At 40.2% G+C, this 14,891-nt stretch carries 14 protein-coding genes; 11 read left to right on the forward strand and 3 right to left on the reverse strand.

Features of this window, described 5'->3' with window-relative positions; all coding sequences use genetic code 11:
* Positions 1-67 precede the first annotated feature (67 nt).
* Genes PAARA_RS14800 through PAARA_RS14825 form a run of 6 tightly spaced genes read left to right on the forward strand, consistent with a single transcriptional unit; the run spans position 68 to position 6,633 of the window.
* Entirely contained in the window at positions 68-796 is a 729-nt protein-coding gene (locus PAARA_RS14800) for an RDD family protein (RefSeq protein ID WP_062569786.1), read from the forward strand.
* Positions 793-1,743 carry a stage II sporulation protein M gene (locus PAARA_RS14805; protein ID WP_062569787.1) on the forward strand — a complete coding sequence of 317 codons (951 nt, stop codon included), beginning with the start codon at positions 793-795 and terminating at the stop codon, positions 1,741-1,743. Before PAARA_RS14800 ends, PAARA_RS14805 begins: the two co-directional genes overlap by 4 nt.
* Positions 1,733-3,199, forward strand: coding sequence for a hypothetical protein (locus PAARA_RS14810; RefSeq protein ID WP_062569788.1), 1,467 nt, complete (start codon positions 1,733-1,735; stop codon positions 3,197-3,199). Before PAARA_RS14805 ends, PAARA_RS14810 begins: the two co-directional genes overlap by 11 nt.
* Complete coding sequence (locus tag PAARA_RS14815) at positions 3,189-4,337, forward strand: DUF4350 domain-containing protein (RefSeq protein ID WP_062569789.1); 1,149 nt, start codon at positions 3,189-3,191, stop codon at positions 4,335-4,337. Before PAARA_RS14810 ends, PAARA_RS14815 begins: the two co-directional genes overlap by 11 nt.
* Complete coding sequence (locus PAARA_RS14820) at positions 4,334-5,317, forward strand: AAA family ATPase (RefSeq protein WP_062569790.1); 984 nt, start codon at positions 4,334-4,336, stop codon at positions 5,315-5,317. Before PAARA_RS14815 ends, PAARA_RS14820 begins: the two co-directional genes overlap by 4 nt.
* Positions 5,314-6,633 (forward strand): DUF58 domain-containing protein, encoded by a 1,320-nt coding sequence (locus PAARA_RS14825; RefSeq protein ID WP_062569791.1) that lies wholly within the window; start codon positions 5,314-5,316, stop codon positions 6,631-6,633. Before PAARA_RS14820 ends, PAARA_RS14825 begins: the two co-directional genes overlap by 4 nt.
* A 101-nt stretch (positions 6,634-6,734) precedes the next feature.
* Here PAARA_RS14825 and PAARA_RS14830 read toward each other — a convergent pair whose 3' ends face one another.
* Entirely contained in the window at positions 6,735-7,211 is a 477-nt protein-coding gene (locus tag PAARA_RS14830; protein WP_062569792.1) for a DUF4234 domain-containing protein, read from the reverse strand.
* A 219-nt stretch (positions 7,212-7,430) separates the two neighbouring features.
* On the opposite strand from PAARA_RS14830, the gene PAARA_RS14835 reads away from it, so the two are divergent.
* A complete protein-coding gene (locus tag PAARA_RS14835) occupies positions 7,431-7,625 on the forward strand; it encodes a hypothetical protein (RefSeq protein WP_062569793.1) in 195 nt (64 codons plus the stop codon).
* Here the strand turns inward: PAARA_RS14835 and PAARA_RS14840 are convergent.
* Together PAARA_RS14840 and PAARA_RS14845 are read right to left on the reverse strand one after the other, a co-directional pair.
* Complete coding sequence (locus PAARA_RS14840; protein ID WP_405128727.1) at positions 7,622-9,736, reverse strand: sensor domain-containing protein; 2,115 nt, start codon at positions 9,734-9,736, stop codon at positions 7,622-7,624. The two genes, PAARA_RS14835 and PAARA_RS14840, sit on opposite strands and share 4 nt — an antisense overlap.
* A 176-nt stretch (positions 9,737-9,912) precedes the next feature.
* The gene (locus tag PAARA_RS14845; RefSeq protein ID WP_062569795.1) at positions 9,913-12,633 is read right to left on the reverse strand and encodes an insulinase family protein; all 2,721 of its coding nucleotides are present in this window, start codon (positions 12,631-12,633) and stop codon (positions 9,913-9,915) included.
* Between the two features lie 190 nt (positions 12,634-12,823).
* Here PAARA_RS14845 and sixA point away from each other — a divergent pair, with 190 nt between their 5' ends.
* Genes sixA through PAARA_RS14865 form a run of 4 tightly spaced genes read left to right on the forward strand, consistent with a single transcriptional unit; the run spans position 12,824 to position 14,890 of the window.
* Positions 12,824-13,300, forward strand: coding sequence for a phosphohistidine phosphatase SixA (sixA, locus tag PAARA_RS14850; RefSeq protein WP_062569796.1), 477 nt, complete (start codon positions 12,824-12,826; stop codon positions 13,298-13,300).
* 48 nt (positions 13,301-13,348) lie between these two features.
* Positions 13,349-13,699, forward strand: a complete 351-nt coding sequence (locus PAARA_RS14855) for a RidA family protein (RefSeq protein WP_062569797.1) — start codon at positions 13,349-13,351, stop codon at positions 13,697-13,699.
* The gene (locus PAARA_RS14860; RefSeq protein WP_167346345.1) at positions 13,683-14,153 is read left to right on the forward strand and encodes an ASCH domain-containing protein; all 471 of its coding nucleotides are present in this window, start codon (positions 13,683-13,685) and stop codon (positions 14,151-14,153) included. Before PAARA_RS14855 ends, PAARA_RS14860 begins: the two co-directional genes overlap by 17 nt.
* Positions 14,154-14,155: 2 nt before the next feature.
* Positions 14,156-14,890 (forward strand): SDR family oxidoreductase, encoded by a 735-nt coding sequence (locus tag PAARA_RS14865; protein WP_062569799.1) that lies wholly within the window; start codon positions 14,156-14,158, stop codon positions 14,888-14,890.
* Position 14,891 lies beyond the last annotated feature (1 nt).

A 14,891-nucleotide genomic window follows, 5' to 3' on the forward strand; every position in this document is an offset into this window, starting at 1 on the left:
GTGGCTGTTTCTATCATGTATACGGGTTAGGTAGCGAAAACAATAATATCAAGCAGTAGTAGATTAAATGTTAAACCACGGATTGGAAAACAGAGAATACGTTAAATTACCTGAAGGGGTTGATATTGCAATCACACCCGCAGGTGTTGTCTCCCGTAGCTATGCCTACATCATCGATTTCCTATTTCGCAGTCTTATTATGTTCGTTGTATCACTTGTATTTAGCCTTTTAGGTGATGCAGGACAGGGCATTATTCTGATTATTTATTTTATAACATCTTGGGGATACAACATTTTTTTTGAAATGAAAAATGGTCAAACTCCTGGGAAAAAGCGTCTTAAGATCCGCGTAGTACAAGATAATGGCCTACCAGCCAGTTTTTCACAAATTGTTGTACGAAACCTATTACGACCAGCAGATATGTTACCTATTGGCTATTTTTTAGGGCTTGTTGTAATGATGTTCAACTCTCGTTTTAAGCGTATTGGTGATTGGGCTGCAGGCACCATGGTTATTTATGATGATGAAGTAGAGGCACGCCCTGAATTACCGAAAGGCAATATTGAAATCCCAGTATTGAGCTTAAGCACGGAAGAACAATTAGCAGTGCTTGCTTTTGCAGAGCGCAGTGATGAGCTTTCTGATGCGAGGCGCAGTGAACTCGCTGCTATTTTAGCGGAACCATTTAAGTTAGAGACCAGTGAAGCGCAAAGTATGTTAGTCGGTTATGCGCGTTTTTACTCAGGTCAGTTAAGTAACTCTAATGAACAGGCGCAGAGTGAGACAGTGCAATGAAGCAAACGCAATTTGTAAAATCGAATAGCCAGAGTTGGAATGAATTTAAGGCGCTTTGCGAGCTTGCAGAATCAGAAAGTTTGCCGGTTTATTTTCCTAATATGTACCGTAAGGTGTGTAATGATTTAGCCATTGCCCGCAGTCGCCAATACAGCCCCGTGCTTATTGAGCAAATTAATCGTTTAGTTCAGTATGGTCAAAAGCGCTTGTACTTATCTCGCAGCAATCAGTTTTCTGAGATATGGCATGTTGCCCGCACTGCATTTCCTCGGGCCCTCTATGAGAACCGTATAATGCTGGGCATTAACTTATTAGCATTTTGGGGCTTAGCACTTATCGCGTTTATTTGGGTGATGCTTGACCCTGATGCGGTATATACATTTTTAGGGCAAAGCACCGTACTGCAAATTGAAGAAATGTATAACCCCGGGGGCAGTGTACAAACAGCTGAGCGTGGCGCAGCTCAAGATCTCATGATGTTTGGTGTTTATATTTACAATAACATTGGCATTGCATTTCAAATGTTTGCTGGTGGGGTATTGTTTTGTGTTGGCGCTGCATTTTTCTTACTATTTAACAGCTTTTACTTTGGTGCGATTGCCGCTCACATCGTTAATATTGGCTTTGAAGGGCCATTTTTCTCATTCGTTATAACCCATGGTTCATTTGAATTAACCGCCATTATTATTGCCTCTGCTGCAGGGTGTCAGATAGGTTATGCATTATTAAATCCTGGTCATTTTACCCGCGGCTATGCAATTAAACAGGCCGCCCAAAAAGCATTGCCTCTTATTGTTGGTGCGTTTTTAATGCTTGTGCTTGCGGCATTTATTGAGGCCTTTTGGTCGCCACGTGATATAGCCAATGAAATTAAATATAGTGTAGGGAGTGCTTGTTGGGCGTTTGTTTTGTATAGGCTATACAAGGGGATGCGTTATGGAGCTTAATAGGCTAAGTTTTAACCCGCGTAAACGTAGCGCCTATGAAAACTTTGATTTAACTGTATTATTAACTAAGCAGCACTTTTTACCTTTGTTTAGCCTTTATATCTGCTTAGCTTTACCAACATTTTTGATATTAGGGTTTTTACTTGGCTGGTCAATCGCTGCATTTGCTGTATGGCTATTAAAACCATTATTTGAACGCCCTTTACTTGATTACATGTCGAAGGCTGTGTTTAGTCAACCAACCTCTATTAAGTCAAGCATACTGGTTATAAAGCAGCTTAAATTCAAGGATATGCTAGCGCATCTAACCGTATTCAGGCTCAGCCCTAATCGTGCATTTTTGGCTCCGGTGGAGCAATTAGAGCGCTTATCAGCAGAGCGAAAGCAAAAACGTAAGCAAGTTCTTTTTGCAACATCAAAGCCAAAGCAAACCTTATGGATGCTTTTTTGCGTACATTTCGAGTTTATTGTTTTAATGGGACTTTCGGCTTTTTCAATTGCATTGATCCCAAATTCATTTTCTCTTGAAGAATCTATCTATCAATTTCAAGACTCTCCTGCTTGGCTAGAAATTGCCTTTAATTTACTTTATTTATTAAGTATTTCTCTAGTAGCTCCACTGTTTGTCACAGGGGGATTTTTAGCCTATTTACATCGCAGGGTTGAGCTCGAAGGTTGGGACATTGAGCTTGCTTTTAAGAATATAAAAACACGTTTTGCACAGCCTTTGCCGTTGATATGCGCTTGCTTACTTAGCTTTTTGGCAGCGATGCCACAAACCAGTTTTGCTGAGGAGCTTGATAAAGATGCTGTTAAAGAACAAGTGATTACACTTTACAATCAAGATGATGTTATTGAAAAGAAAACGACTTGGGTTCCTGACTTTAATTTTGAACAAGACAACGCAAGTCCATCATCGTTTGATTTTTCATGGCTGAGTAACTTTTTTGAGTTAATTGGATTTACGCTTAGCTATTTAGTGTGGGGCTTTGTGGGATTACTTGCACTGTGGCTTGTTTATTATCTTGTTAAGAATAAAGGTTTTTTCACAGGGTTGAAATTGCCTGAAAAGTCACAAAAAAAGTCAGACCATGTTATTCCGTCTTTATTTACTGACATTAAACAAGACGAACTTCCTGCTGATTTAATTAGTGCTGCACTTGAGAGTTATCGTTCAGGAAACTTACGGTTAGCGCTTGGTTACTTATTACATCACTCACTTCGCTGGGCACAGGTTCAGTATGAGATAAAACTTCATCGTTCAATGACTGAACGTGAGTGTAAACAAGCAATTGATGCAAGCGTGCCCGAGCAATGGCAAGCTGTATTTGGCACATTATTTTCAGCATGGGTCAGTGTTGCTTGGGGACATCGAAAACCTAATATCGACTTTGAACAACTTGCAGAGCAAATTAAGCAAATGTCGTTGCCTGTGGAGTTAAACCATGAAACTTAAGTATTTTATGATTGGTTTACTGGTTTTAACCGTTGCTTTACTCGGGTCAATGTTGGCATCAGTAAAATGGGAAAAACAGGAAGTAGAGATAGGTTTTCAACCAGAGGTAGCAAAAGACAGCTTCACTCTGGCTCAGCGGTTATTGGCTTCATATGATGTGAAATGGCACAAAGATAAACGTTTAGCCAGCCAAACTAACCCCAATCAATTAACAATAGACCCAAATACTATGCTGGTTGTTGATGAGGCTGTACTTGCTAACTCATATGAGCTTGATCAACAGCTAGTGCAGTGGGTCGCTGACGGTGGGCGTTTAGTGTATGTACTTAACCGACAGCGCGATGAGCTAGGGATTGATAACGCAATTTTTTTCCAAGAGTTAGGGATTGATGTTACAACCGTCGATGATGTGTTTGAATTCAATTTTGTGCTATTAGAAGAAGGCAGCTCAAATACAACACTGACAATTGATGAGACAACGCAATTAGAACTCGAACTTAGCCAAGCTTTTAAAATTGATAGTTGCCAAGGCGTGCAAACAGAAAATCAAGCGGGTGATACTGTAATGTGCGATCTGCCATTTGGTGCGGGTCGTGTTATCGTTTTACCATCACTGGCCCCTTTTACTAATTATAAGTTACGACATCTAGATCATGGCAGCCTATTAGTTTGGCTTACTCAAGGTGCCAGTAAAGTGACGTATGTGCCGTATTTAAGTTACCCAAATTGGTTATCTAAGTTGTGGCATTGGAGCTGGCAGTTTGTGGTTAGCTTATTACTGACAGTGGTATTTGCTGTGTGGCATATTACTAGCCGTATTGGCCGCGCATATGCGCCAGATGTCGATAGCAAAACAAGCTTTAATCAGCATATTCGAGCTATTGCAAATTTTTACACAGAACATGGTCATGAAGCGCGTTTATTCGAGGCGCTAAAAAAAGATTTTAATGCAAAAGTAGAGACGCGAGTCCCTAACTTCAAAATGCTTAGTGCACATAAACAGGCTGAGATTATTGCCAGTTTAACTCAGTTTGATAAAGAGCAAGTCGAGACCTTGCTTTCAAGTGAACTTCCCGAGTCTCGTGAACAACGAACAGATTATATAAAACGATATAAACAATTAAGGAATGCCTTATGAGCACGGAACTAGATACTCACTCATTGAGCCTGGTAGATGCGGCAAACGCAGTAAAAAAAGTGAAAGAAAATATTGCGCGTGTTCTTGTTGGCCAAGATGCCATTGTAGAAGACGTATTAACAGTATTGTTTGCCGGCGGACATGTGTTACTTGAAGGTGTACCAGGGCTTGGTAAAACCTTGTTGGTACGAGCACTTGCTAAAAGCTTGAGTGTTGATTTTTCACGGGTTCAGTTTACACCCGATTTAATGCCATCGGATGTCGTTGGTCACAGTTTATATGATATGAAATCGGGTGAATTTAATATTAAAAAGGGACCTGCTTTCACCAACATATTATTGGCCGATGAAATAAACCGTGCACCAGCAAAAACTCAGTCAGCGTTACTTGAAGTGATGCAAGAACAACAAATAACCATTGATGGTGACACGCTGTCAATCGACTCGCCATTTATGGTTCTTGCCACGCAAAACCCGCTTGACCAAGAAGGTACGTATCCGCTACCTGAAGCAGAACTTGACCGTTTCATGATGAAGATTGAGCTAGGGTTTCCTTCGTTCGAATCTGAAGTGGAGTTACTAAAACTAAACACCAAGATGGTTTCGAATGAATCAACCGTTGATGAATTGCCAGCTGTATTAAATGCTGCCCAAATTGCACAAATTAAACAGCTTTGTGCAGATATATTAGTGGACGAACAGATTTTAAATTATGCGGTTGATATTACGCGTAGCTCAAGAACGTGGCAGGGAGTTTTACATGGAGCAGGGTTGCGAGCATCAATTAATATTATTAAAGCGGCAAAAGTGATGGCGCTAATGAATGGTCGTGACTTTGTAATCCCTGATGATGTTAAATCAGTGTCAGTTAATATACTTCGCCATCGTTTGATTTTATCTGCTGATCTTGAGCTTGAAGGTGTGTCATTTGATGAAGTGATTAGTGCCATTCTTGCTAGTGTTGAAGCACCACGATCATGAAACGTATAAAGCTAAGACCATCAAAACGTCTAGTACAGATACTGAGTGTTATTGTCCTCTTAGTGGTGGTATCTGCTTTGATTGAGCTTAGCAGCTTATTTATTACGCTACTGCTTTGTGTTCCTTTGCTGATTGCTTGTGTTGATTGTTACTTTTCGCGATTTGCGCACAATGTATCTGTAGAGCTTTCAACAAATCAAAATATGGCGTTATATCGCTGGCAGCCAATAAAGTTGCGACTAAAAAATAAAGCAAAACAGGTTCTACGTGCTGACATTAGTATTCATTTAACAAATGCACTGGAGCTTGCTGAAGCTGTAAAAAGTATTGAACTTGAGACAAACCAACAAGCTGAGCTTAGCTATTCAATTCGTGCTCATAAGCGAGGAGATGCAGATATTTCGGCGGTTGAATTGCGTATAACTTCTGCGTTTGGGTTATGGCAATCAAATTGGTTAGCAACACACAAGACGCAGTTGAAAGTATACCCAGACTTCAGCCGCGTCACGTCTAAGCAACATCTTAACGGCGTGACAAATAAACCAATTAATGGCCTTAAGCTAACAAAAAAACGTGGTGATGGAATTGAGTTTCATCAACTAAGAGAGTATCGCCAAGGTGATAGCGTTAGGCAGATAGATTGGCAAGCAACCAGTAAACGCCGTAAATTAATATCCCGAGAATACCAAGAAGAGCAAAACCAGCATGTCATTGTTATGCTGGATGCTTCAAAGAAAATGGCTATAGAGGCTAAAGAGGGCAGTCACTTTGACCACGCGCTAAATGCATTATTGTTACTATCACACACGGTATTAAAGCAAGGCGATTGGTTTAGTATGCAAAGCTTTAATCAGAACGTGCGTTGGTTACCGGGTGTAAAAGGAGCACAAAATGTGTCGCGGGTAATGAACCACTTTTATGATCTTTACCCAGACCAAAGTAGCAGTGATTATGTGGTTGCTGTAAATCAGCTAATTGCCAAGCGTAGTAAGCGTTCTTTAGTTTTACTCGTTACAACACTCGACGAACAAAGTATTGATGAATTACTGCCAGCGATAAAACTATTACAGAAGCATCATTTAGTTGCTTTAATCAACATAAATAACCGCTCTGTGAGTGAAGTGCTTAAAGAACCAATTCAAAAGTACGAAGATGCAACAAGTTATTGCGCAGCACTCAGTTTATTAAATACACATAAGAAAAATATGGCGAAACTGAGAAAAGAAGGGGTGATTGCGATTGATTGTAACCCTGAGCAGTTATTGCCTCATGTGCTCAATACATATTTGAATGTGAAACATTCAGGTGCTTTATAATGATGCAGTTAAGTAACTAATACATACTTGGATGTTAAACGGGATACATAGTAAAAAGGCATTAAAAATTAATGCCTTTTTCATTATGAAATCATAGTAGCTTATTGCTGTCTATCAATTGCTTCATTAATCTTGTATTGGAAATAAATAACGTTGAAAAAGAACGTTAAAATACCATTTAATTTTACAGGCTCAGCGCTACCTTCATTAATTAATTCTGTGAGTGAAGTACGCAGTGAGAAAATTAAAATAATAGCTACGACAAATGAGGCTAGCGACACAATGAAGCCGAGCTCAGGTAAAATACCGGCTATTGATAAAACAAGGTTAACCACATACAGCGCCACATAGCCATAAATTAGTCCTTGAGCTATTTGGTTTTTCGCCAGTGAGTTTGCTTTGTTTGTTCTATTTACAAGCCAGTACACACTGTAGATACCTAATGTAATGATACTTAAAAAGAACACGCCCCACGCCGAGAAGCGGTCAAAGTTCAAAATGGGTTTGTTGCTACCATCGTTATTTTCTGTAAGGTTTGCTTCCGGTGCCTCGTAGACGTTTGCAGTATTGTCAGACATGATGTCTCCTAATCATTTTTGTTTATTCCTTATGTGCATCAATGCACGTTCCTATTTTAACAATTTTGACCGCTTTGTATATAAATAATACAATTTTTTATTAGGTTTATGTTTGATATTTAAGAATATAATCTGCCTTTATAGTGGCTATTTATATCCTGACGTTTTCACCGGTGCTTAAGTTATGTACACTGCGCGCTTATAACTGTGGGGGCTACTGTGTTTTTTGTTTGTGTAAGTAGTGTATTTATTTTTGTAATGTATTTAGAGTCAGTTTCAAAAGGCATGCCTGTTAAACGTTGGGTATTTTTAGGTGGGGCGCTAGGCCCTATTGCTTGGTGCTTGTTTAATATACATTATCGACGTGCATTGATACGTCATATCGGTTTACAAGCGTGCAGTTGGCGACCTTAAACTTCAACGCTTCTTAATAAACTGGGCGCTGATTTATTACGCTGTTTTTTCAAAAAGGCTGTGAACTCAGGTTGTGACAAGGGTTTTGAGTAGTAATAACCTTGTACTGTTTGGCAATTTAATTGCTCTAACATGGCTATTTGCTCTGCTTTTTCAACGCCTTCAGCAACAACATGTAAGTCAAGGTTGTGTGCAATGGTAACGATGGAATCGACCATGTTACGACCTCGTTCTGATTGCATGTCGTCTATAAAAGCTTTATCAACTTTTAAAGTATTGAGTGGGAACTGCTTTAAGTAAGCCAACGATGAGTAACCCGTACCAAAGTCATCCATCGCTAAGTGTATACCCCGAGCACTAAGAGAACGCATCACTGAAATTGCTTCATTAGGATCGTCCATTACCGTTCCTTCGGTTATTTCGAGCTCTAAAAAGTAAGAGGGTAGTTCATTCTTTTGTAAAATCACATCAATGCGAGTTGTTAAATCAGGTAAGCTAAATTGCTTTGCTGATAGGTTTACAGCGACACGACCATTAAATAATCCTTGGTCGATCCATGCCTTCACATCACGACAGGCTTTATTAAGCACTACTTCACCGATTTCAATAATTTGCCCCGTTTCTTCTGCGATAGGAATAAACATTCCTGGGCTGATAATCCCTTTTTTAGGTGTGATAAAACGCACAAGTGCTTCCATACCATCCAATTTGCCGGTGCGAATATTCATTTTGGGTTGATAATAAACTTCAAAATGATCTTCTTTTAAGCCGTAACGCATTAGGTTTTCTATTTGCAGGCGTTTAACGGCTTGGCGATTCATTGTGTCGTTAAAAAATAAGTAACTATTGCCTTTTTTCTTAGCGTGGTACATCGCTGTATCGGCATTTTTTAATAAAAGCTCAGGTGTATTACCATCTTCAGGAAAGAGCACAATACCAACACTTGAGGTGATTACTAGTTCATGGCCTGCCATGTTAAAAGGTGTGGCAATCGCTGCTAAAAACAGCTTTGCCATTCGCGTAATCGTATGAATGTCGTTGGTGCCTGACATAACAAGTGCAAACTCATCACCACCAAGGCGATAAAATACGTCTTTTTCACGGGTGAGCTTATTTAATCTCATAGCCAATTTGGCGAGCAGGCTGTCACCAAGTTGGTGGCCTAAGGAATCATTGATCTTTTTAAAGTTATCCAAGTCAAATACTAATAGAGCATGATGATTATCTTGTTTGGCGAGCTTTTTAAGATTAGTAAAAAACAAATTACGGTTAGGCAAGCCGGTAGTCCGGTCTCGGTTTGATAAATTATGTAACTGTGACTCAGCTTTTTTGCGCTCTGTTTGGTCAGAATAAACCACAACGTAATTACATATTTGATTATGCTCGTTTTTGATTTCGTCGATAGAAATCTCTATGGGGAGTAACTGTCGTTGTGCATTTCTAAGCTTAACTTCTTGCTGCCAGTGATCTGTAGCTCTAACCGTTGCTTTTATTTCATCTACGTAGCTTTGATCATAGCCAAAAAGAGCAAAATCTTTCTTTAGATATTGCTCTCGAGTACCACCAAAAAGGGTCAAAAAGCTGGGGTTTAAATCAACTAATTTAAAGTTTTTATCGTAAATTGCGATGGCATCAGTCAGTGACTCAACACATTTTGCAAATAGGTTTAAACGTGCTTCTGTGGATTTGAGCTGTGATATGTCACGTACGGTGCCAGTCATACGTAGGGGGTTAAGATTGACATCTTTTTCAATAATCTTTCCGCGGTCGAGTACCCAATGCCAACGCTCTAAGCTGTCTTTTATACGATAGCTTGCTTCAAAAAAGGCAGTGTGTTCAGCAAAATGTTTTTTAAGGGCTTTTTCAACATGTTGTAGATCATGAGGGTGTATTAAATCACGGTTGGGCGGGAAGCCTGCTGCGTTATTCGTATCGGCGGTATATTTATCGTTTATACGAATAACTTCACCTGTTTTTATATTCCAGTCCCACAACGTGTCTCCGCTGCCTTCTACGGTACTTTTTAATCTATGTTCTGAAATACGAAGTTGATGGCGTGAGCGTTTGAGCTTATAAATAACGAATAGCAAATACGGTAATAACAGCAGCATTATAGAGCTAGGTATAAGCAATAGGGTGCTTTGCTCTAGCTCTATAGGGCTTGCGGCGGCTGAAAATATACCGGCCATACTGAGTGTTAGAAATACTGAAATCATTGTTATTATTTTTGTCATTAATGCAATACCTTAATTCGCACCAGATAATTTAATCTAAGCTCGCAAGCGAGTCAAAGAGAATGCGAAGAAAGGGTTGTTTTTGACTGTTTTTTGATTGCTTTATCACTTAACAGCTCTATTCGAGGTCGCGATTCGGCAAATGTCTCTTTTATGTATTGTTGCATTTGCTTTAAGCTCAGTTTATCAAGCTCAGCAAGAAGTTGTTGCTGCATATTAAATTTACTATCTCGATTACCAATTGCTAACCAGAGCCTTTGTGAGCGAAGACGAAGATTTTTATCTTTTTCTGCTATATGTGTAATTAACCCTGCCTTTGTATCTTGCCATTGTTGCTCATCTAAAGAATCAATGTGCTGTAGATAGTTACTTATAAAATGCTGATGACGGATGAGTATTTCGTCAGCGGTGTGTTTTGGAGACTGTACATAAAATGCAATACCGGCACGCGTATTAAAAGGTGCGTAGCCAGCTCCCACTAAATAACCAAGTTGTTGCTTGGTTCTAAGCTCATTAAAATAGTCTTGATTGATAAGGTGATTTAACACCATCATCTTTACTTTTTCAGCTGTGTCATCAGTCAGCGCTTGGTAATAAAGAACCATGGCGTGGTCATTACAATTTAGCTCAACGCGTTGCTGCTCGACATCTGTTATATCGTTAAGAGGGCGTGTTAGGTCGATAATTTTAGTGCAACCTGCTAAATGATGCGCCACTTGTTTTTGAAAAGCCAGTGCATCACTACGCTGCCAATTACCATGTAAAAACGACTCTACATGTAACGCTTTAAAGAATTCATGTCTGAAACAATTAAACTGATGAAAACTTGTATCTTTTAAAGCTTGTGCAAGTGCATTCGGTTCTGGGTTCCATGGCATCATTTTAGCACCTAAGATACTGAATAACTCGCTTACTGGCTTGTTTTGATTACTATTACGCCAATGCCTCACAAGTTGCTTTTTATATTCAGCAAAACGTTTTGCGCATATTTCTACACTAAATAAGGCTTCGAGTAGTTCATCAACTAGCTCAAGCTGACTTGATGATAAGCCTGCAGTATGAAGCGTTAGACCCCCCTGGTGAGAGGTTAAATGATAACTTAAGCCTGCCAGCTCGGCAGGGTAAAATTGCTCAGCGACACTATCCATAAATAAATCAGCAAACAGCCGAGTTAAAGCCATATGCTTGACATCTTTAATGGCATAGTGCGAGTCCATCGCTAAGTAAAAATGTCCCTTAGCAACGCGAAAAGTCGCATCCTGCTTAAACCAAAAATCAAAGCCTTCTTGTTTTATCAGTAACTCAGGCGTTTTTTTAGGTTTATCCAGTGCTAAAAGTTCAACATTCTTCGTTAGATACGGGTTGGCAACAGGCAAACTCATTTCAGGTAATGGGGTGTTAATTTCACTTAATGCATCAAGCCAGCAAGGTGATATATTTTCGATTTTATAAGGCGTATTGTACCAAGCCGTGGTGTTTTCCGGCTCTACATCTGGATGTATGAGTACAAGACGCATATTATCAGGCGTTAACCACTGCATTGCAATTTCATGTGCACAGTGATTAAAGCCTTCCATGAGGTAATCACCTTGCACGTAGTTGGCTTCATCATAGTGTTGCATATTAATGCTTAAACCACTTACCCAATCTATAAGTCGGGCTTTTTCTTGATTATCAAAGGCAATTTGCAGCAAATTCTTTTTATCTTGATAAAGCCTTGGTAACTTGTCACAGTTTTGGTTTATCAGACAAATGTATTCGAATACCATTTCAACAATATCTTCGTAGTATTCAATACCTTCATCGGTCAGTGCCATACTGATATTGAAGTCTTTGAAGTTACTGCCGTTTATACCACCGCCTGCTGAGAGTGCGTTGATCCAACCTTGCTCTTTTAAAATTGAGTAAAGTGAGCCTTTTCCTTCATAACCTAACAAGTGAGCAATAAAGCTCACCGTTTTATGGCGATAAAAATCATCAATATTTGGCATAGCAAAGCTAATGATGAGCTTTTGCATGTGCTTATGCGGCTCAATGTGCAGCACTTTACCTAAGTCTTGTTTACGATAAAGTGGCTGTTCAATAATTTCTTTGCTTTTTGGCTGACCTTTAATCTCGCTGAAATAGTGCTTCACCCAGTTGGTCATGGTCGCAATATCTTCATTGCTACAGATCACCAGTGTCATCCACTGTGCTTGGTAATGGCTGTTGAAAAAAGCGCGTAGCTCGTCACTTATGCAGCCTTCGCGATCAGCCAAAGTTTGCTGGTTACCAACCGAAAATTTAGCGAAGGGGTGTGCAGGGTTTACCGTTTCTTTATGTGCTTGGTAGATGCGCCTGCCATCATCTTTGATCTTTAATTTAAATTCAGCATCAATCGCGTTACGCTCTTTGGCTGTCTCTTTTGGGTTTAATAGTGGGGCAATAAAAAAGCGGCTAAATTGAGCGAGGGCTTCAGGAAACTGATGATTATTAATATCAAAAAAGTAACAAGAGTGCTCAGTGCCTGTCCATGCGTTAGTGTTTCCACCAGATTGTGATACAAAATTAGAAAACCCGCCAGACTCAGGGTATAGGTCAGTGCCTAAAAAAAGCATATGCTCTAAAAAGTGTGCTAGGCCCTGCCGATCAAGGGGATCGTCAAAGTGACCCGCATTAATTGCCATTGATGCCGCTGATTTAGTTGATTCTAAGTCTTGCACTAAAAGTACTTTTAGACCATTGTCCAGTGTGAGGGGTTGGTATGTTCTGTTATCATTGCGGCTGATATTCAAAAGGTGCTCCTGAAGAATGCGTTAATGTCCTAACAACAGATGATAAATCAGGAACGCTAAAGGCACTGCAACGAAAATCTACCTGAATATCATAAGAGGATGTTTAATGTGTTTTGTGATGATATTCTAATATAGCGGACAATCAAGCAAACTGGCTACTGTTTTATATTCTTTAATCGGTTGATTTTTTATGAAAACAATCTTAATCATGCGCCATGGCGAAGCAACGCCAATGCAAGCAGATGATGCAGCAAGACAACTGACAAATACAGGGCAACAGGAAGCCAGTAAAATGGGGCAGTGGTTAGCAATAAATTATAAACCAGATGCGTTATTGGTAAGTCCTTACATACGTGCCCAGCAAACTGCGAAAGCGGCAACGCAAAATAATCCATTACAATTTAGTGAAACTTGTAATGACATAATTCCAGATGGCACTCCTCAAGTTGCTGCTGACTACCTTGAAACCTTAATCGCCATGCACCCAGAATGCTCAACTTGGTTGGTTGTTGCACACATGCCAATTGTTAGTTATCTGGTTGACCAATTGAGCCCTGGTAACATGCCGATTTTTAACACAGGCGCTATTGCTGTTATTGAATATGACGATACCAAGCAGCGCAGTCATTACTTAAGTATTCACTCACCTAATAACGTCGAAATATAAGTATGAATTTGCTAGATTTATGTTTCTGTTAACTATTGAATTAAAACTATGACAATCGAACGTTTACAAACTGGTGCGCGCATGAGCCGTATCGTTAAGCATAACGGTACGGTGTACCTGTGTGGCCAAGTGTGTGCAGATGCAGAAAAAGATATCAGCGAACAAACGCAAACCATGCTAGATAAGGTCGAAGCGTTACTTATTGAAGCGGGGAGTAGCAAAGAGCATATGCTAAGCGCCACAATCTACCTGAAAAGCATGGAATACTTTGCAGCGATGAACGCGGTTTGGGATGCATGGGTACCACAAGGTCATGCGCCAGCACGTGCCTGTGTAGAGGCAAAAATGGCGCGCGATGCACTGCTTGTAGAGATTTCGGTTGTTGCAGCCGTTAAGTAACGAGCAGCGTAAGGCGCAGTTGATTGCTCGCTTTAATGAGCAATCAGGGTGCGCCGTTGATGAACTACCAAGTTGGCATTTTTGTGATAATGAGCAAGATGCCAATGACTGCGCATTACTTGTTTTAAAAGGTATAAAACAAGCAACAACCTCTTCACTGTATTGGTTTAAAGCTAATGACGAAGCTTTACCTCAAGTTGGCGACCTAGCTATTTTTACTAATTGGCAAAAACAGCCCCTAGGCATTATTGAAACCATCGCGGTTACTATTACGCCATTTAATCAAATCACAGACGAATATGCTGCATTAGAGGGGGAGGGTGACAAAAGCCTTGCTTATTGGCAGCGTGTGCACTGGAATTATTATCAGCGAGAGCTAGCAGGTACAGGTTATCAATGTCATCCTGAAATGCTTTTAGTATGCGAGCAGTTTAAATTGGTATTTAAGGAGTGAGAATGAGTTTGAACCCTGTGGTTCTTATCACTGGAGGCGGCCGTGGTATTGGGGCTGCAACGGCTAAGTTATTTGCCGAGCAAGGCTATGACGTGTGTATTAACTATAAGTCAGATCAAGTAAGTGCACAGCAGGTCGCTGAAGAGCTAGAAGCCTTTGGCGTGAATTCATATTTGTTCCAAGCCGATATTGCTGATGAGCAGCAAGTACTCGCCATGTTCGCTAAATTAGATGAGCAAGTTGCGCGCTTAGACGTTTTAGTTAATAACGCGGCGATGATGAAACCACAAATGCCGCTATTAGAGATGGATGCCAAGCGCATTAACGCCATTTTAAGTTGCAACGTCACAGGCGCATTTTTGTGCGCGCGAGAAGCTATTAAACGAATGGATAAAGGCAGTATTGTGAATGTTTCCTCGGGTGCGTCGCGAACAGGTTCGCCAAATGAATATTTAGATTATGCCGCATCGAAAGGTGCACTTGATACGTTTACTATTGGCCTTGCTAAAGAAGTAGCCAGTAAAGGTATACGGGTGAATGCGGTAAGGCCTGGCCTTATTTATACCGATATGCACCGTGATGGCGGTGAAATGAACCGAGTTGATCGTTTAAAATCAAAGTTACCCCTTGGGCGTGGTGGTGAGGCTGATGAGGTTGCCTCAGCAATTTACTTTCTGGCAAGTGAACAAGCTTCATTCACAACAGGCAGTTTTATCGATGTGTCGGGTGGTTTATAAA

It is taken from the genome of Pseudoalteromonas arabiensis (genome assembly GCF_001550155.1).
GTDB classification, from domain to species: domain Bacteria; phylum Pseudomonadota; class Gammaproteobacteria; order Enterobacterales; family Alteromonadaceae; genus Pseudoalteromonas; species Pseudoalteromonas arabiensis.